This is a genomic window from Acinetobacter sp. NIPH 298 (assembly GCF_000369505.1).
Taxonomy (GTDB): Bacteria; Pseudomonadota; Gammaproteobacteria; order Pseudomonadales; family Moraxellaceae; genus Acinetobacter.
Map to the genome: position 1 here is coordinate 297348 of NZ_KB850054.1, position 18121 is coordinate 315468.

At 42.5% G+C, this 18121-nt stretch carries 16 protein-coding genes and 5 tRNA genes; all 21 read left to right on the plus strand.

Features of this window, described 5'->3' with window-relative positions:
- The first annotated feature begins 5 nt into the window (after nt 1-5).
- The 21 genes from F903_RS03780 (at nt 6) to rpoB (ending at nt 18097) form a co-directional block, all read left to right on the plus strand.
- Nucleotides 6-446, plus strand: coding sequence for an acyl-CoA thioesterase (locus F903_RS03780; protein WP_005194707.1), 441 nt, complete (start codon nt 6-8; stop codon nt 444-446).
- Nucleotides 447-818: 372 nt separating this feature from the next.
- On the plus strand, nt 819-1145 hold the full coding sequence (locus F903_RS03785; protein ID WP_004668250.1) for an H-NS histone family protein: 327 nt from the start codon (nt 819-821) through the stop codon (nt 1143-1145).
- A 177-nt stretch (nt 1146-1322) separates the two neighbouring features.
- Complete coding sequence (gene gspN / locus F903_RS03790; protein ID WP_034594874.1) at nt 1323-2066, plus strand: type II secretion system protein N; 744 nt, start codon at nt 1323-1325, stop codon at nt 2064-2066.
- Nucleotides 2066-2905, plus strand: coding sequence for a type II secretion system protein N (locus tag F903_RS03795; RefSeq protein ID WP_005194709.1), 840 nt, complete (start codon nt 2066-2068; stop codon nt 2903-2905). Before gspN ends, F903_RS03795 begins: the two co-directional genes overlap by 1 nt.
- 38 nt (nt 2906-2943) lie before the next feature.
- Nucleotides 2944-5157 (plus strand): type II secretion system secretin GspD, encoded by a 2214-nt coding sequence (gene gspD, locus F903_RS03800; protein WP_005194710.1) that lies wholly within the window; start codon nt 2944-2946, stop codon nt 5155-5157.
- Between the two features lie 78 nt (nt 5158-5235).
- Entirely contained in the window at nt 5236-5844 is a 609-nt protein-coding gene (locus F903_RS03805) for an FHA domain-containing protein (protein ID WP_005194711.1), read from the plus strand.
- A gap of 70 nt (nt 5845-5914) precedes the next feature.
- On the plus strand, nt 5915-6607 hold the full coding sequence (locus tag F903_RS03810) for a phosphoglycolate phosphatase (protein ID WP_005194712.1): 693 nt from the start codon (nt 5915-5917) through the stop codon (nt 6605-6607).
- Between the two features lie 95 nt (nt 6608-6702).
- Nucleotides 6703-8196 (plus strand): anthranilate synthase component I, encoded by a 1494-nt coding sequence (trpE, locus tag F903_RS03815; protein WP_005194713.1) that lies wholly within the window; start codon nt 6703-6705, stop codon nt 8194-8196.
- A gap of 98 nt (nt 8197-8294) precedes the next feature.
- Nucleotides 8295-8370, plus strand: a tRNA-Thr gene (locus F903_RS03820).
- A 52-nt stretch (nt 8371-8422) separates the two neighbouring features.
- Nucleotides 8423-8506: transfer RNA gene (locus F903_RS03825), tRNA-Tyr, on the plus strand.
- 33 nt (nt 8507-8539) lie between these two features.
- Nucleotides 8540-8615: transfer RNA gene (locus F903_RS03830), tRNA-Gly, on the plus strand.
- A gap of 17 nt (nt 8616-8632) precedes the next feature.
- Nucleotides 8633-8707: transfer RNA gene (locus tag F903_RS03835), tRNA-Thr, on the plus strand.
- A gap of 164 nt (nt 8708-8871) precedes the next feature.
- Nucleotides 8872-10062 carry an elongation factor Tu gene (gene tuf / locus F903_RS03840; RefSeq protein WP_005194714.1) on the plus strand — a complete coding sequence of 397 codons (1191 nt, stop codon included), beginning with the start codon at nt 8872-8874 and terminating at the stop codon, nt 10060-10062.
- Nucleotides 10063-10110: 48 nt separating this feature from the next.
- A tRNA-Trp gene (locus tag F903_RS03845) sits at nt 10111-10186 on the plus strand.
- Nucleotides 10187-10262: 76 nt separating this feature from the next.
- On the plus strand, nt 10263-10703 hold the full coding sequence (gene secE / locus F903_RS03850) for a preprotein translocase subunit SecE (RefSeq protein WP_004668260.1): 441 nt from the start codon (nt 10263-10265) through the stop codon (nt 10701-10703).
- Between the two features lie 7 nt (nt 10704-10710).
- The gene (nusG, locus tag F903_RS03855) at nt 10711-11244 is read left to right on the plus strand and encodes a transcription termination/antitermination protein NusG (RefSeq protein ID WP_004668261.1); all 534 of its coding nucleotides are present in this window, start codon (nt 10711-10713) and stop codon (nt 11242-11244) included.
- 111 nt (nt 11245-11355) lie between these two features.
- Nucleotides 11356-11784: a 50S ribosomal protein L11 gene (rplK, locus tag F903_RS03860; protein ID WP_004668262.1), complete on the plus strand. Its 429-nt coding sequence runs from the start codon at nt 11356-11358 to the stop codon at nt 11782-11784.
- Nucleotides 11785-11787: 3 nt separating this feature from the next.
- Nucleotides 11788-12483 carry a 50S ribosomal protein L1 gene (rplA, locus tag F903_RS03865; RefSeq protein WP_004668264.1) on the plus strand — a complete coding sequence of 232 codons (696 nt, stop codon included), beginning with the start codon at nt 11788-11790 and terminating at the stop codon, nt 12481-12483.
- 296 nt (nt 12484-12779) lie between these two features.
- Nucleotides 12780-13286, plus strand: coding sequence for a 50S ribosomal protein L10 (rplJ, locus tag F903_RS03870; RefSeq protein WP_004668265.1), 507 nt, complete (start codon nt 12780-12782; stop codon nt 13284-13286).
- A 48-nt stretch (nt 13287-13334) separates the two neighbouring features.
- On the plus strand, nt 13335-13700 hold the full coding sequence (gene rplL / locus F903_RS03875; RefSeq protein ID WP_004668267.1) for a 50S ribosomal protein L7/L12: 366 nt from the start codon (nt 13335-13337) through the stop codon (nt 13698-13700).
- Between the two features lie 308 nt (nt 13701-14008).
- The gene (rpoB, locus tag F903_RS03880) at nt 14009-18097 is read left to right on the plus strand and encodes a DNA-directed RNA polymerase subunit beta (protein ID WP_004668270.1); all 4089 of its coding nucleotides are present in this window, start codon (nt 14009-14011) and stop codon (nt 18095-18097) included.
- Nucleotides 18098-18121: the final 24 nt, after the last annotated feature.

The following is an 18121-nucleotide window of genomic DNA, read 5'->3' on the forward strand; positions in this document are numbered from 1 at the left end:
TAAATATGAATGAATTGTCTGTCTATCCAATTGTGCATAAGCAAGCTGTTGCTTGGGGGGATATGGATGCTTTTGGCCATGTAAATAATGTGCAATATTATCGTTATATGGAAAGCGCCCGAATTGTTTATTTAATGGCATTAAATATATTCGATCAAGATATATTGACTGTGGTTGCTTCTAGCCAATGTAAGTATTTAAGACCTGTATTTTACCCTGATGTCTTGCATATTGGCGCGAAAGTCGAAGAGCTTCGAAACAGTGCATTTCGAATGCAATATGTTTTATGGAGTGAAACTCAAAACCAGATTGTTGCAACAGGTGAGGCGGTAATTGTCTGTGTTGATAAAGTAAGCTCAAAGAAATCGAATATTCCAGAACTTATTAGACAGAAAATCGTTGAGATTGAAGCGAGTGTTGGAAATGATTTGGAGCTAAACCTGTAATTATAAAGACAATTATGTCTTTATTGGCGGTATGTATAATGGGGTTCTTTTATTGTTTAAATAATAATGATGGTAATTGAATCTCGCTCTCATCAATAGGATGAAAAGTGTTTTTATTGGGCTTAATATGCTCACTGTTAAGATCAGTTTGGAATGGGTTTAAATTAAAATAGATAAATAAATATTTTATGCTGGGTTTATATTTTTGAAGTTTATTGTAAATAAAAAGCAATTTTTTTGTTATAGTGCCATTAAATCGACTATTCTTATATTGATTAGTGAATTGCTTATAAATTAATATTGAACTGAATTTTTGAATTCATTTTATTTTGCGTGATATATATTTTTCCTTATTGAGTTGGAGTGGTTCGGATGAAACCAGATATTAGTGATTTATCGGTAGAAGACTTAAAGCGTCTGCAAGCAGAAGCAGAAGTATTGATTGCGAGTAAAAAAGACCAAGCTGTTGAAGATGCATATAATCAAATCGTTGCGATTGCTGAAGGCATTGGATTTACGGTTGAAGAGTTATTGGCTGCGGGTGAGCAAAAACGTAAGAAAACAACACGTAAAGCTGTAGAGCCACGCTACCGTAATAAAAACAATACTGAGGAAACTTGGACTGGTCGTGGTAAACAACCGCGCTGGTTAGTTGCTGAGTTAGAAAAAGGTGCAAAACTTGAAGATTTCTTAATCTAAGTAAGTTTTAAAAGTCATCGTTTTGTCATACGCTGACTTTATCCTTTATAAAAAACCAAGCTGAAAAAGCTTGGTTTTTTTATATGAGAGAATTGGCGATGTTGAAAAATTATGCATAATGTCATTCAGAGCGAATATTTCAAAAAGGATGATATTTTGTATGTTGGTATGGGTAGGATGAAGAAAAAAACCAAGCAATGGAGATGGTGGTTGTTCGCCATTTTTGCATTTTTAATTTTTATTATTTTACAGATTCCAGCAACATGGCTAATTGCGAAATTTTCTAAAGATAATCAATTATTACATAACGTCAGTGGCAACATTTGGCAGGGGCAGGCGGATTGGCAACGTGGTCAGCTACGGGGTTCGGTGCATTGGAAAACGAGACCTTTGGATCTGTTGTTGTTTCGCTTAGGCGCCAATCTTGATATACATAGTGGCAATACTCAATTTAACGGTATCTTTGGTTATGGTTTGGGGAAAAAAATCGTGATTAAGGATTTGAACGGTGAAATTTCACCTGAAACATTGAAATATTTTGCAGACTGGCAGTGGCCAGAGAATGCAATTCAGCTGGCCGATGTGCAATTAAACTATCAGAAAGAAAAAGGCTTCAGTGCAACAGAAGGGCGATTGAACTGGGGCGGGGGTGAGCTGACCTATACTTTTGGTCAACGTCAAGATCGTATGAATATGCCTTCACTGGTTGCTGAATTAAAAGATAGCAACGGACAATTACAACTTGATGTTCGTGATCAGCGTAGTCAAAAAATGGCAAACTTAAGTGTAGATGCCAGTCTTATGCTCGATGTGCAATTGACACAGCGCATGCTTTTGAATGTTCCGTCTTATCAAGGCAAAGCGGGACTTGAAACTTTTGTTATTAGTTCACGTCAGCCATTGCTGCAAGGTGGTTTGTAATGGACGCATGGATGCAGAAAATACAACAACTGCGTTGGCAAAAATTAGATAAACTCAGTCCTTTGATTTTAGCCTTGCTTATTTTATGGCTCTGCTGGAAACTGGCTTCTTTGTTTTGGTGGGTGGTTGCTCCGCCACAGCCGATGCAATTTGATCGAGTTGAACTGGGTTCGCAGCAAGCCCAAGTTCCCAACATTAGTTCATTTGCATTATTTAATGAGCCTGCAGCGACAACGGCTCAAGACAATATCAATTTAGAATTACAAGGCGTTCTCTTGGGTTCGCCGAGTTTCTTGTCTTCAGCGGTTATTAAGCTGAATGATACGGCTGAGCGTTATCGCGTTGGTGAGACCTTGGCTTCGACCTCTTATCAGTTGGTGGAAGTTTATTGGGATCATGTGGTATTGAAGCAAGGGAATGGTGCGACACGAGAAGTGAAATTTAAAGGAATAGATAAAGGGTTGTATCAACCAGCCGACCCCGTTATTAGCAATCCGAATAATGTCCCTCCTCAAACACCAGAACCTGTTCAGAACGCGCCGCAGTCTGCATTGGGTCAAGCGATTCAACAGATGCAAGACAACCGTGAACAGTATTTGAAAAATATGGGTGTAAGCGGTGGGACAAATGGTTATGAAATATCAGATCAAACGCCAGCGAATTTAAAAAATACATTGGGTTTGCGCTCGGGTGATCGTATCCTGTCGGTCAATGGACAGACAGTTGGGCAAGGACTTAGCGAAGTACAATTATTAGAGCAAGTACGTCGTCAAGGACATGCCAAAATAGAAATAAAACGTGGTGATCAAGTGATGACCATACAACAGAGTTTTCAGTGATAACACGTCATCACATTAGTTAGGAATAAGTGCAGGTTATGGCTTCTTTGAATCATCATCGTCCACTTTGGGCATTACTTGCTGCAGCGCCGTTGGTTGCGGCAATCAGTACCCATGTACACGCACAAACATGGAAGATCAATTTACGTGATGCAGACTTAGCAGCATTTATTAATGAAGTTGCAGATATTACAGGTAAGAACTTTGCGGTTGATCCTCGTGTACGAGGCAATGTGACTGTTATTTCGAATAAACCGCTCAATAAAGATGAGGTTTACGATCTGTTTTTGGGGGTGCTTAGCGTTAATGGTGTGGTGGCATTGCCTTCTGGTAATACCATCCGTTTGGTGCCAGATAGTAATGTGAAAAATGCTGGTATTCCTTACGACGGGCGCAATCGTGCAGGTGGTGATCAGATCGTAACTCGGGTGATTTGGTTGCAAAATACCAATCCAAATGATCTGGTTCCTGCGTTACGCCCATTGATGCCGCAGTTTGCACACTTGGCAGCAGTTGCTGGAACCAATGCATTGATTGTTTCGGATCGCGCCGCCAATATTTATCAGCTTGAAAACATTGTACGTAACTTGGATGGTACGGGTCAGAACGATATTGAGGCGATTGGCCTACAGTCGAGTCAGGCTGAGGAAGTGATCACTTTGCTGGAAACCATGAGTGCAACAGGTGCAGCAAAAGACTTTGTGGGATCACGCGTACGTATCGTTGCTGACAATCGCACCAATCGTATTCTGATTAAAGGTGATCCTGATTCACGTAAGCGTTTGCGTCAAATTATTGAGATGTTGGATGTGCCATCGGCAGATCGTTTGGGTGGCTTGAAAGTCTTTCGTTTGAAATATGCCAGCGCAAAAAGTCTCGCTGAAATTTTACAAGGTTTAGTTTCTGGTCAGTCGGTTGCTTCGTCTGCTTCATCAAACAATAGTAATGCATCAAATCCGATCAACAATTTGATTTCAAATAACCAAAGCACAAGCTCGTCAGGTAATTCATCGGGTAGTTCGGGGATTAGTCTCAACAGTGGCTTTAATAACCGCCAAAATGATGTGACCAGCTTCAATAGTGGCGGTGTCAGTATTATTGCGGATGGTACGCAGAATGCTTTAGTGGTTAAGGCTGATCCGCAGTTGATGCGTGAGATTGAATCGGCAATACAACAACTGGATACCCGCCGTCAGCAAGTGTTGATTGAGGCAGCGATTATAGAAGTTGTGGGTAGTGATGCTGATCAACTTGGTGTGCAATGGGTGCTAGGTGATCTAAGTAGCGGTGTTGGACTGGTTAACTTTTCAAATCTTGGTTCTGGGCTGTCCAAAATTGCTGCGGGTTATTTATCTGGCGGTGCAGCAGGTGCAGCAGGCGCTTTGGGGGATGGTGCTTCAATTGGTGTTGGGAATTTTGAAAACCCACGCAGGGCGTACGGTGCGCTTATACAAGCGCTGAGAGCGAATACTAAATCGAACTTTTTATCGACTCCATCAATTGTCACAATGGATAATGAAGAAGCTTATATTGTGGTGGGGCAAAATGTGCCATTTGTCACAGGGTCAGTTGCAACTCAGGGTAACAGTACCGTAAACCCCTATACGACGGTTGAACGGAAGGATGTGGGGATAACGCTGAAAGTTGTGCCTCATATTGGTGAAGGAGGGTCGGTTCGTCTTGAGGTTGAACAAGAGGTTTCAAATGTTCAGCCTAATCGAGGGCAGGCAACAGATTTGGTGACCAGTAAACGGGCGATTAAGACCTCGGTATTGGCTGATCATGGACAAACTGTGATTTTGGGTGGTTTGATTTCTGATGATACAAGTCTAACTCGCCAAAGTATCCCTGTGTTGGGCGATATTCCGTATTTAGGACGTTTATTCCGTGCAGATACTCGAAGCAACGAAAAGCGTAATCTTTTGGTGTTTATCCATCCGACTATTGTAGGGGATTCGGATGATATCCGTCGTATCTCTCAGCAACGCTATAATCAGCTTTATAGCTTGCAGCTTTCGATGGATAAAAATGGCAACTTTGCAAAACTACCTGAGAGTGTAAACGATATTTATCGTCAACAACCTGCGGTGAATGCCTCACCTTATCAAAACGTGCCAACAGCCACACAAAGCCAAACAGCGGTTGTGACAACGCCAGTTGCGACGGTGGAAGCACCTTTACAAAAGCGTTCAGTAGAGCGAAGTAAAAACACAGTGACCACCACTACGATTCATCCTGCATCTTCACAGTAGATGCACACAAGCACATATGTGACAATGTTAAGATTGCCAGAACCGATAATCAATAAATCAGGATAAGGATTGGTGTTTATGACTTGGAAATTGCAAGCCATTACAGGTGAGTTTACGGGGAAAGAAATCACGATCGAGCGTGATATGTTGGTGGGACGACATCAGGATGCTGATATTTTATTGCAATCAGCAGATATTTCACGTCGTCATGCTGCTTTAGTGCTAAAAGACCAACAGCTGTGGGTGCAGGACTTAAATTCATCTAATGGTACGTTTATTAATGATTTGCGTATAGAACAAGAAACCGAATTGCATGATGGTGATATTTTGCAATTTGCGAGTTTTACATTCTCGATTCTTGCGCCGACAACGACGGATATAGATTTGCCAGAGATTGAAATTGAGCCTATTTCATCTGCTACGCACGATCAAGGTATGCCGAGTATTGCTGAACGTGCGGTTGAGACCCCGATCAGTCGTGATGGCATGCCACAACAAGTTGCGATTCCAAAGCCAGCACCAATTCCTGAACATGTAAATGTTCAAGCTACTTCAGAACAATCGCCAGTTGCAACTGAATCACCTGTGATGCAGGAAAAACAGCAACAAAAAAATGCTTCGGTTGGTTTGATTTCGATTATTGTGTTGATCATTTTGGCGATGGTTGCTTGGCTGTTCTTTAAATAATCATTTTAAGCTTTTACAATGCAAGGCATATCGTAATAGGTATGCCTTTTTTATTTATAGAGTAAATCTCATGTCTGTTGCACAGTTACAAAGTCGTCATCTGATCCTATTTGATCTTGATGGAACGTTGGTAGATTCTGCCGCTGATTTGTATCGCGCCATGAATCTGAGTTTGGAGAAGTTGAGCTTGCCTTTGGTTACAGAAGTGCAAGTTCGGGAGTGGGTTGGCAAAGGCGCAGCGAGATTATGTGAAACTGTGCTTGAACATTTGTTTGGGCAGGTAGATGTACAGCAGCAAAAGCAATTGCTTGATACGTTTATGCAGGTATATGCGCAAGAGTTGTGTGTGAACACCACTGTTTATGATGGTGTTCTCGCCTTTTTGGAGCATTGTCAAGCGCATGATATCTCGATGGTCTGTGTTACCAATAAACCTGCACATTTAGCAAAAGGTATCCTCGATATTTTGGAATTGAGTCGGTATTTTAAAATGGTCGTTGGTGGGGATAGCTTATCTGAGCGAAAACCGCACCCGTTGCCTTTACTGCACTGCATGCAAAGTCAAAATGCATCTGCATCACAAAGCTTGATGATTGGCGATTCGAGCAATGATGTCGAAGCAGCAAGACGCGCAGGTATTGATTGTATTGTGGTCAGCTATGGCTATAATCATGGAGAAAGTATCTATGACTGTCAGCCGCAACAAGTGGTTGATCGTTTAGTTGAGTTGATAGAAGAAGATCGAGTAGGGAGTAAGGCATGAATGTTGTTATGGTTTTTCGATGGCGGGCTTGACGCAATTGAAACAAGGAAACGCAAAAAATCGAAACCATAGAGCTAAAAGTATAGAGAATGCCCATGACCACATTCGCACAATTTGAACAACTAAAGTCAGCAGGCTATAACACGATACCTGTTTACCGCCAACGTTTGGCGGATACTGAAACGCCACTTTCTGTTTTTGCACGGTTTAAACAGCACAAACATGCTTATTTATTTGAATCGGTTGAAGGTGGGGAAAATTGGGCGCGCTATTCCATGATTGGCTTGGGTGAGTCGACCGTTTTTTCATGTAATGAAGGTATTTTAACCGTTCAGCAGGCGGATGGGTCTGTGACCCAGCAGCGTTGCAGTGATCCATTTCAATATATTCGTGACTTTCAAAGCCAATTTAAAGTGCCAACGCAAGCGGAACTACCAGACTTACCTAACTTTACCGGTGGTTTGGTTGGATATTTGGGCTATGATGCAGTGCGCTATATCGAACCAAAACTCAAAAATATCCCAACTGCCGATCCCGTGACTTTGCCAGATTTATGGTTGATGCTGTCTCAAACTGTGATTGTATTTGATAATTTAAAAGACACCTTGTTTTTGATTCATCACGTCGATGCTCATCAAGAAGATGCTTATGCAAAGGCACAAGAGAAGCTTGATCAGCTTGAACAGTTGCTTGCAATACCAGTCAGTTTGCAAGCGAAACCACATACGGCACCGCATTTTGAATCGATTACGGGCAAAGAAAAGTTCATCGAAACAGTTGAAAAAGTAAAAGAATACATCCGTGCAGGAGATGTCATGCAGGTTGTACCTGGGCAGCGTATGGTCTCTGATTTTGATGGTGAGGCATTACAAGTCTATCGTGCTTTACGTCACTTAAACCCATCCCCCTATTTATTTTTGGTACAAGGTCAAACCCTGACAGATCAAAAACCGTTTCATATCGTAGGTTCATCGCCAGAGATTTTGTCGCGCTTGGAAAATGGCATTGCGACAGTACGACCTTTGGCAGGCACGCGTCCAAGAGGCAAGACCAAAGAAGAAGATTTGGCATTAGAGCAAGATTTGCTGTCTGACGAAAAAGAAATCGCTGAACATTTAATGTTGATCGATTTAGGTCGTAATGATGTTGGCCGTGTTTCTAAAATCGGTAAAGTGCAAGTGACTGACCGAATGGTGATCGAGCGATATTCGCATGTCATGCACATTGTTTCCAATGTACAAGGTGAAGTGCGGGATGATGTCGATGCTTTAGATGTTTTTAAGGCGACTTTTCCTGCGGGGACACTCTCAGGCGCTCCCAAAATTCGTGCCATGGAAATTATTGATGAAGTTGAGCCTGTAAAAAGAGGTGTCTTCGGCGGTGCAGTTGGATATTTGGGCTGGCATGGCGAAATGGATATGTCGATCGCGATTCGTACTTGTGTGATTCGCGATGAAAAAGTCTATGTACAAGCAGGTGCGGGGCTTGTTGCTGACTCAAATCCTGAGTCTGAGTGGAATGAAACCCAAATAAAAGCACGCGCAGTGATCAAAGCGGTTGAATTATCGTCAAACGGATTGATTTTATGAGTTTTTCGCAGTTTTTCTAAAAAAACTGCTTGCATCATGTGTAAGTTTTGCTAAACTGCACACCGTTCCGATACGAAACGTACGAAACACTAAGAAACGCCGGCATAGCTCAGTTGGTAGAGCAACTGACTTGTAATCAGTAGGTCCACAGTTCGAATCCGTGTGCCGGCACCATCTTAAGGTTTTGATATTTTGAGTAAAGAACAGCACTGTGTAAGTGTGATGTGGTGAGATTCCCGAGCGGTCAAAGGGGGCAGACTGTAACTCTGCTACGAAAGTTTCGAAGGTTCGAATCCTTCTCTCACCACCATTTAGCTTCGATTGAAGTGGTAAGTACCAACATGCGGGAGTAACTCAGTTGGTAGAGTGGCAGCCTTCCAAGCTGCATGTCGCGAGTTCGAACCTCGTCTCCCGCTCCATTATTATCGAAGACATCGCTCTTATAGCTCAGTGGTAGAGCACTCCCTTGGTAAGGGAGAGGTCTCGAGTTCAAATCTCGATAAGAGCTCCAGATATACAGCTTAGTAGATTTTCTACAAAAGATTTAAAGAAGCAGGCTATTATAGTCTGCTTTTCAAGTATTGGGTGTTTAGTTTTTTTAGGCGAATGTCGATAAGAAAAGTGTTTCAGGGTTGTTTTCTCTAAACTGGTGTCGACGTAAACGAGGAAAGTCAAATGGCTAAGGCTAAGTTTGAACGTAATAAACCACACGTAAACGTGGGTACAATTGGTCACGTTGACCATGGTAAAACAACTTTAACTGCTGCGATTGCAACTATTTGTGCAAAAACTTACGGCGGTGAAGCGAAAGATTACTCACAAATCGACTCAGCTCCTGAAGAAAAAGCACGTGGTATTACCATTAATACATCACACGTAGAATACGATTCTCCAATCCGTCACTACGCTCACGTAGACTGCCCGGGCCACGCCGATTATGTTAAAAACATGATTACTGGTGCTGCTCAGATGGACGGCGCGATCCTTGTATGTGCTGCGACTGATGGTCCTATGCCACAAACTCGTGAACACATCCTACTTTCACGTCAGGTTGGTGTACCGTACATCATCGTATTCTTAAACAAGTGTGACCTTGTTGATGATGAAGAATTACTTGAATTAGTAGAAATGGAAGTTCGTGAACTTCTTTCTACTTATGACTTCCCAGGTGATGACACTCCAATCATCCGTGGTTCAGCGCTTCAAGCATTAAACGGTAACGACGGTCCTTATGGCGAACAAGCTGTAATCGACTTAGTTGCTGCACTTGACTCTTACATTCCAGAGCCAGAGCGTGCAATCGACAAAGCATTCCTAATGCCAATCGAAGATGTATTCTCGATTTCTGGTCGTGGTACAGTTGTAACTGGCCGTGTAGAATCTGGTATCGTTAAAGTTGGCGAATCAGTTGAAATTGTTGGTATTCGTGACACTGTTGTGACGACTGTAACTGGCGTTGAAATGTTCCGTAAATTGCTTGACGAAGGTCGTGCTGGCGAGAACTGTGGTGTTCTTCTTCGTGGTACTAAGCGTGAAGACGTACAACGTGGTCAAGTACTTGCTAAGCCAGGTACGATCAAGCCGCACACTAAATTCGACGCAGAAGTATATGTACTTTCTAAAGAAGAAGGTGGTCGTCATACTCCATTCTTAAATGGTTACCGTCCACAGTTCTACTTCCGTACAACTGACGTAACTGGCGCAATCCAATTACAAGACGGCGTTGAAATGGTTATGCCAGGTGACAACGTTGAAATGTCAGTAGAATTAATTCACCCAATCGCAATGGACCCAGGTCTACGTTTTGCGATTCGTGAAGGTGGTCGTACTGTAGGTGCTGGTGTTGTTGCGAAAGTAACTGCATAATACGATATGCGATTCAAATCGGAAGCTTCGGCTTTCGATTTGCATAATAGGTCAGTAGTTCAATTGGTAGAGCGTCGGTCTCCAAAACCGAATGTTGGGGGTTCGAGTCCCTCCTGACCTGCCACTTTTTTTAAATAAAAAAGCTTGATTCTGGCTAAGTTGTCATATAATAAGTCGCGAATTCTACGACGAGTAAAAAAATGTCGAATGATAAATCGCGTGACGCATTAAGCGACGCGCCAATTCCCCAAAGAAATAATGCTGCAGAAGTTGTGCGCTCGGGCTCTCCATTAGATATCGTCTTATGGTTGATTGCTCTAGCTTTATTGATTGGTTCAGCAATGGTAAATCAGTATTTGCCAGCCCATTGGGCACCCGCAAATGATATTTGGGTGCGCATCGGGGTAATTTTGGCTTGTATCGTCGTCGCTTTAGGTTTATTATACGCCACCCATCAAGGTAAGGGCTTTGTGCGTTTATTGCAAGATGCGCGAATAGAACTACGTCGAGTGGCTTGGCCGACAAAACAAGAGACGATCACGACCTCGTGGCAAGTGCTTTTGGTTGTAATTGTAACAGCAATTGTATTGTGGTGTTTTGATTACGGGTTAGGCTGGTTTATTAAGTTAATTATCGGGTAAGAGCGCAATGAAACGTTGGTATATTATTCATGCCTATTCAGGTTTTGAAAAACAAGTAATGCGTTCACTTAATGAACGAATTCAACGTAGCACAGTAGCTGATAGCTTTGGTGAAGTCCTTGTTCCTACTGAAGAAGTAGTGGAAATGAAGGACGGAAAGAAGCGCAAGTCTGAACGTAAATTCTTTCCTGGCTATGTGTTAGTCGAAATGGAAATGAATGATGATACTTGGCACATCGTAAAAGAGTGTCCAAAGGTTCTTGGTTTTATTGGTGGAACACCAGAAAAACCAGCACCAATCACACAGCGTGAAGCAGATGCAATTCTTGCTCGTGTACGTAATCTTGGTGAAGCGCCTCGTCCTAAGACGATGTTTGAGCCAGGTGAAGAATTACTCGTTATTGATGGTCCGTTCACTGACTTTAAAGGGGTCGTGGAGGAAGTACAATACGAGAAGTCACGTTTAACGTTGACGATTAATGTATTTAATCGACCTACTCAGGTTGAACTCGAGTTTCGCCAAGTCGAAAAAACGATTTAATTTGAGTTGGTTGGAAAGCGCCCGATTTTGTCGGGCATTGTTGTTGTAATGCTTTGGCGTTACTTGATTTTTGGGGAGCCTAACGGCGTTTGTACCCAGAGGTAATTTTTAATGGCTAAGAAGATTGACGGCTATATCAAGCTGCAAGTCCCAGCTGGTAAAGCAAATCCATCTCCACCAATTGGTCCTGCTTTGGGTCAACGTGGTGTAAACATCATGGCATTCTGTAAAGAATTCAATGCTGCTACACAAAAACTTGAAGTTGGTTTGCCGATTCCTGTTGTGATTACTGTGTACAACGACAAGTCGTTCACTTTCATCATGAAAACTCCACCTGCATCTATTCTTCTTAAGAAAGCTGCTGGTATTCAAAAGGGTTCAGCTGTACCTAACAAAACTAAAGTGGGTAAGTTGACTCGTGCTCAACTAGAAGAAATCGCGACTACTAAAGAACCAGATTTAACTGGTGCTGATTTAGACGCTCGTGTTCGTACCATCGCTGGTTCTGCACGTTCTATGGGCTTGGAAGTGGAGCTATAAGACATGGCAAAGTTAACTAAACGTCAAAAAGCCATTGCTGCTGCTGTAGAAGCAAACAAAGTTTACACTTTGGAAGAAGCAGTACAAGTGCTCAACAGCCTTCCAGCTGCTAAGTTCAAAGAATCTCTAGATGTAGCGGTAAACCTTGGGGTTGATCCACGTAAATCTGATCAAGTGGTTCGTGGTGCGACAACTTTACCTGCGGGTACTGGTAAAACTGTACGTGTTGCAGTGTTTGCACAAGGTGCTGCTGCTGAAGCTGCTAAAGCTGAAGGCGCTGATATCGTTGGTTTTGAAGACTTAGCTGAAAGCATTCAGAAAGGTAATCTTGACTTTGACGTTGTCATTGCTGCACCTGACGCTATGCGTGTTGTAGGTAAGCTTGGTACGATTCTTGGTCCTCGTGGCTTAATGCCAAACCCTAAAGTGGGTACGGTGACTCCTGATGTTGCGAATGCAGTTAAAAACGCTAAATCTGGTCAAGCACGTTACCGTGTCGACAAAGCGGGTATTATCCACGCTGCGATCGGTCAACTTGGCTTTAGCGAAGAAGCTGTACGTCAAAACGTTGAAGCTTTGATTGCAGACTTGAAAAAGTTAAAACCTGCAACATCTAAAGGCGTATACGTTAAAAAGATCACTTTGAGCTCTACTATGGGTCCTGGTTTGATCGTTGACGTAAGCAATATTTCTAAATAATTTAGAAAAGAATTTTAAAGCCCTGAGTAATATTTGAAGCACTGCTTCAAATATTGCGCAAGAGAAACCGGTTTCGGACTACTTGCAAACTTAGGCAAACTTTGAATTGATAAATAAATATTTATCAGCGTCAAAGACCTCAGGCGAGGAATATTTTCGAATATTCTTCTTAAAAATCCAGTCTGAGTAGACGCGGTGGTGTGATTTATTCCTCCTCCGCGTGTAAGTCTGAATAAGACTTGCGAATTGGGAGTGTACTCATTTGAGTACATAAATCACCGTTAGGAGGTTTTACAATGGCTCTTCTTATCGAAGACAAAAAACAGATCGTTGCTGAAGTAAGTGAAATTGCTTCTACAGCGTTCGCTGCCGTTGTTGCTGACTACCAAGGTTTAACGGTTGAGCAATTAACTGCTCTCCGTGTTGAAGCTCGTAAGTTAGGTGTTGCTACACGTGTTGTACGTAATACTTTGGCTAAACGTGCTCTTCAAGATACGCCATTCGCTATCTTGAATGACGACCTTGTTGGTCCAACAATCTTAGCATTCTCAACTTCTGAAGACGATATGGGTGCAGCTGCACGCTTGTTCGAAGAATTTGCTAAAACTAATAAAGCATTTGAATTAAAGGCTGCCGCATTTGATGGCAAAGTTTATCAAGGTGCAGACATTAGCGTTATCGCAAATCTTCCGAACCAAGAAAAAGCGCTTACTATGCTTGCCTCTGTTCTTCAAGCTCCTATTTCGAAATTGGGTCGCTTACTTACAGCGCTTCAAGAGAAAAACGAGTCAGAAGCTGCTTAAGTTTAAATCTACTTTCACACCATTCAATACCCATTTGGAGTTACTCTCATGGCTTTAACAAACGAAGAAATCCTAAACGCAGTTGCTGAAAAAACTGTTCTTGAGCTTGTTGAACTTATTTCTGCTTTCGAAGAAAAATTCAACGTATCTGCTGCTGCTGTAGCTGTAGCTGCTGGTCCTGCTGCTGCTGTTGCTGAAGAGCAAACTGAATTCAACGTTGAGTTGACTTCTTTCGGCGCGAACAAAGTTGCAGTAATTAAAGCAGTACGTGAAGCGACTGGTCTTGGTCTTAAAGAAGCGAAAGATCTTGTTGAAGGCGCTCCAGCTGTTCTTAAAGAAGGCGTTTCTAAAGAAGAAGGCGAAGAGCTTAAGACTAAGCTTGAAGCTGCTGGCGCTACAGTTACACTTAAGTAATACTGTAGGGAGTCGGTTTTTTTGATAATCGGCTCCAAAAAATGGCTGATGGCTCTTGGGTCATCAGCCTTTTTGCGTTACAATAATCGGCTCGTTTTTTGTTAGTTTCGCATATAATATGCGGGTTTTTGCAATAAAAAGACTAATATCAAACGCTTAACAATGTTTTTTGCTTATAAAAATATTGTTAAGCGTTTTAATACCACTAAAAATTGCAGCATTTGTAAACAGTGGTGGCCATATCGGCCTGCGTAATCCTTCTAGGCCCGTTCTGCAGGCGGGCTTAGTTTACTTCCCGAGGACTCCAGATGGCATACTCATATACCGAAAAGAAACGGATCCGTAAGAATTTTGGTAAATTGCCCCAAGTGATGGAAGCACCGTATTTACTTTCGATTCAAGTCGATTCGTACCGTACGTTTTTACAAGGTGGCAAAACTCCAAAGAACCGCGAAGATATCGGTCTCCAAGCCGCATTTCGTTCAGTTTTTCCTATTGAAAGTTATTCTGGCAATGCTGCTTTAGAATTTGTTGAGTATAGTCTTGGTAAGCCTGAGTTTGACGTGCGTGAATGTATTTTACGTGGTTCGACTTATGCAGCACCAATGCGCGTAAAAATTCGTTTGATCATTAAAGATCGTGAAACGAAATCAATTAAAGACGTTCGTGAGCAAGAAGTGTACATGGGTGAAATGCCACTCATGACCGATAACGGTACTTTCGTTATCAATGGTACTGAGCGTGTGATCGTATCTCAGTTACACCGTTCGCCAGGTGTGTTCTTTGACCATGACAAGGGTAAAACTCACTCAAGTGGTAAAGTGTTGTATTCAGCACGTATTATCCCTTACCGTGGTTCATGGTTAGACTTTGAATTTGACGCAAAAGATCTTGTGTTTGTACGTATTGACCGTCGTCGTAAATTGTTGGCGACTGTGATTTTACGTGCTTTAAATTATAGCAATGCGCAAATTTTGAATTTGTTCTACGAAAAAGTACCTGTATATCTTGATATGGGTAGCTATCAAATTGACCTCATTCCAGATCGCTTGCGCGGAGAAATGGCGCAGTTTGATATTGCAGACAATGACGGCAAAGTGATTGTAGAGCAAGGTAAACGTATTAATGCGCGTCACGTACGTCAAATGGAAGCGGCTAACTTAGCCAAGCTTTCTGTACCTGATGAATACTTGTATGAGCGTATCACCGCTGAAGATATCCCATTAAAAGATGGTGAGGTGATTGCTGCAAATACCTTGTTAAGCCATGAAGTGATGGTGAAGTTGGCTGAAGGCGGTGTTAAGCAATTTAACATCTTATTTACTAACGATATCGACCGTGGTTCTTTTATTGCTGACACCTTACGTGCAGATACGACAACGGGGCGTGAAGAAGCACTCGTTGAAATTTACAAAGTAATGCGTCCAGGTGAGCCACCGACGAAAGAAGCTGCAGATAATTTATTTAATAACTTATTCTTCTCTTCTGAGCGTTATGACTTGTCGCCTGTTGGTCGTATGAAGTTTAACCGTCGTTTGGGTCGTCCATATGAAGTCGGTACTGATCAAAAGTCTCGTGAAGTTGAAGGTATTTTATCGCACGACGATATCATTGATGTACTTCGTACATTGGTTGAAATCCGTAACGGTAAAGGTGAAGTCGACGATATCGACCACTTGGGTAACCGTCGCGTACGTTCTGTTGGTGAAATGACAGAAAACCAATTCCGTGTTGGTTTAGTACGTGTTGAGCGTGCTGTTAAAGAGCGTTTAAGCCAAGCTGAAGCGGATAACCTGTCTCCACAGGATTTGATCAACGCAAAACCAGTTGCTGCTGCGATCAAAGAATTCTTTGGTTCAAGCCAATTGTCTCAGTTCATGGATCAAAACAACCCATTATCTGAGATTACACACAAACGTCGTGTATCAGCGCTTGGGCCTGGTGGTTTGACACGTGAACGTGCGGGCTTTGAGGTTCGTGACGTACATCAAACGCATTATGGTCGTGTTTGTCCAATTGAAACGCCTGAAGGTCCAAACATTGGTTTGATCAACTCGCTTTCTGTTTATGCAAAAACAAACAACTTTGGTTTCTTAGAAACACCTTACCGTAAAGTTGTAGATGGTCGTGTTACTGATGCGGTTGAGTATTTATCTGCGATTGAAGAAGTAGGTACTGTTATTGCACAGGCCGATTCAGCAATTGATAAAGAAGGTACTTTGACTGAAGAAATGGTTTCTGTACGTCATCAGGGTGATTTCGTTCGTATGTCACCTGAGCGTGTCACTCATATGGATGTATCTGCACAGCAGGTTGTTTCTGTTGCAGCGTCATTGATTCCGTTCCTTGAACACGATGATGCGAACCGTGCATTGATGGGTTCAAACATGCAGCGTCAGGCAGTTCCAACGTTACGTGCTGACAAGCCGCTTGTTGGTACGGGTATGGAAGCAAACGTAGCGCGTGACTCTGGTGTGTGTGTGATCGCAAACCGTGGTGGTGCGATTGAGTATGTTGATGCCTCACGTATCGTTATTCGTGTAAACGAAGATGAAATGATTGCTGGTGAAGCAGGTGTAGATATCTACAACCTGATCAAATATACCCGTTCGAACCAAAATACCTGTATCAACCAAAATGTTATCGTAAACATGGGCGACAAAGTTGCGCGTGGTGATATCTTGGCTGATGGTCCATCGACGGACATGGGTGAGCTTGCGCTTGGTCAAAACATGCGCGTCGCGTTCATGACATGGAACGGTTATAACTACGAAGACTCGATCTTACTTTCAGAGCGTGTGCTTCAAGAAGACCGTTTAACTTCGATTCATATCCAAGAATTGTCATGTGTCGCACGTGATACCAAGTTAGGTGCAGAAGAAATCACTGCCGATATTCCTAACGTTGGTGAAGCAGCGCTTTCTAAGTTGGATGAGTCTGGTATTGTTTATATCGGTGCTGAAGTTACAGCAGGTGACATCCTTGTTGGTAAAGTAACACCTAAAGGTGAAACACAGTTAACACCTGAAGAAAAATTACTTCGTGCTATCTTTGGCGAAAAAGCAGCTGACGTAAAAGATTCATCTTTACGCGTTCCATCTGGTACCAAAGGTACAGTGATCGATGTTCAAGTCTTTACGCGTGATGGTTTGGAAAAAGATGATCGTGCACAAGCGATTGAAAAAGCACAGCTTGATGCTTACCGTAAAGATTTGAAAGAAGAATACAAAATCTTTGAAGAAGCAGCACGTGAACGTATTGTTCGCTTGTTGAAAGGCAAAGAGTCTAATGGTGGCGGTACAACGAAGCGCGGCGATAAACTTGCAGAAGATATGTTGTCTGGTTTAGAGCTGGTTGATTTGTTAGAAATCCAACCAACAGATGAAGCAATCGCTGAACGTTTGACTCAAATTCAGGTATTCTTGAAAGAGAAGAGTATCGAGATTGATGAAAAATTTGCTGAGAAGAAACGCAAACTCTCTACAGGTGATGAATTAACAACGGGTGTATTAAAAGTTGTTAAGGTTTACCTTGCAGTGAAACGTCGTATCCAACCGGGTGATAAGATGGCGGGTCGTCACGGGAACAAGGGTGTTGTCTCTAACATCTTACCTGTTGAAGATATGCCACATGATGCCAATGGTGTACCTGTTGACATCGTATTGAACCCATTGGGTGTACCGTCGCGTATGAACGTGGGTCAGATTCTTGAAACCCATTTGGGCTTGGCGGCAAAAGGTTTAGGCGAACAGATCGATAAGATGCTGCAACAACAACGTACCGTTGCTGAACTTCGTTTGTTCCTTGATAAGATTTACAACAAAGTTGGTGGCGAGCAAGAAGATCTTGATAGCTTAACTGATGAAGAAGTGTTGAAACTTGCAGGTAACTTACGTGCAGGTGTTCCTTTGGCAACACCAGTGTTTGATGGCGCTGAAGAAAGCCAAATTAAAGAATTACTTGAACTTGCTGAATTGCCGCGTTCTGGTCAACAGACTTTGTTTGATGGCCGTACAGGTGAACAGTTTGACCGTCCTGTAACTGTTGGTTACATGTATATGCTCAAATTGAACCACTTGGTTGATGACAAAATGCACGCACGTTCAACTGGTTCTTACTCGCTTGTGACACAGCAGCCGCTTGGTGGTAAAGCACAATTCGGTGGTCAGCGTTTTGGTGAGATGGAAGTCTGGGCACTTGAAGCATATGGTGCAGCATATACACTCCAAGAAATGCTCACTGTGAAATCGGATGACGTCGAAGGTCGTACTCGCATCTATAAGAATATTGTAGATGGTAACCATTATATGGATCCGGGTATGCCTGAATCGTTCAACGTATTGACCAAAGAGATCCGTTCTTTAGGTATCAACATTGAACTGAAAAATGGTGACTAATTAGCCATTAATCCCCCGAGCCCC

What these genes read in the sequence shown, in the direction of transcription:
- rplK (WP_004668262.1), top strand. Translation starts at nt 11,356, where the DNA reads ATGGCTAAGAAGATTGACGGCTATATCAAGCTGCAAGTCCCAGCTGGT.
- F903_RS03795 (WP_005194709.1), top strand. Translation starts at nt 2,066, where the DNA reads ATGGACGCATGGATGCAGAAAATACAACAACTGCGTTGGCAAAAATTA.
- F903_RS03810 (WP_005194712.1), top strand. Translation starts at nt 5,915, where the DNA reads ATGTCTGTTGCACAGTTACAAAGTCGTCATCTGATCCTATTTGATCTT.
- rplA (WP_004668264.1), top strand. Translation starts at nt 11,788, where the DNA reads ATGGCAAAGTTAACTAAACGTCAAAAAGCCATTGCTGCTGCTGTAGAA.
- gspN (WP_034594874.1), top strand. Translation starts at nt 1,323, where the DNA reads ATGAAGAAAAAAACCAAGCAATGGAGATGGTGGTTGTTCGCCATTTTT.
- tuf (WP_005194714.1), top strand. Translation starts at nt 8,872, where the DNA reads ATGGCTAAGGCTAAGTTTGAACGTAATAAACCACACGTAAACGTGGGT.
- rpoB (WP_004668270.1), top strand. Translation starts at nt 14,009, where the DNA reads ATGGCATACTCATATACCGAAAAGAAACGGATCCGTAAGAATTTTGGT.
- trpE (WP_005194713.1), top strand. Translation starts at nt 6,703, where the DNA reads ATGACCACATTCGCACAATTTGAACAACTAAAGTCAGCAGGCTATAAC.
- F903_RS03780 (WP_005194707.1), top strand. Translation starts at nt 6, where the DNA reads ATGAATGAATTGTCTGTCTATCCAATTGTGCATAAGCAAGCTGTTGCT.
- rplL (WP_004668267.1), top strand. Translation starts at nt 13,335, where the DNA reads ATGGCTTTAACAAACGAAGAAATCCTAAACGCAGTTGCTGAAAAAACT.
- nusG (WP_004668261.1), top strand. Translation starts at nt 10,711, where the DNA reads ATGAAACGTTGGTATATTATTCATGCCTATTCAGGTTTTGAAAAACAA.
- secE (WP_004668260.1), top strand. Translation starts at nt 10,263, where the DNA reads ATGTCGAATGATAAATCGCGTGACGCATTAAGCGACGCGCCAATTCCC.
- rplJ (WP_004668265.1), top strand. Translation starts at nt 12,780, where the DNA reads ATGGCTCTTCTTATCGAAGACAAAAAACAGATCGTTGCTGAAGTAAGT.
- F903_RS03785 (WP_004668250.1), top strand. Translation starts at nt 819, where the DNA reads ATGAAACCAGATATTAGTGATTTATCGGTAGAAGACTTAAAGCGTCTG.
- F903_RS03805 (WP_005194711.1), top strand. Translation starts at nt 5,236, where the DNA reads ATGACTTGGAAATTGCAAGCCATTACAGGTGAGTTTACGGGGAAAGAA.
- gspD (WP_005194710.1), top strand. Translation starts at nt 2,944, where the DNA reads ATGGCTTCTTTGAATCATCATCGTCCACTTTGGGCATTACTTGCTGCA.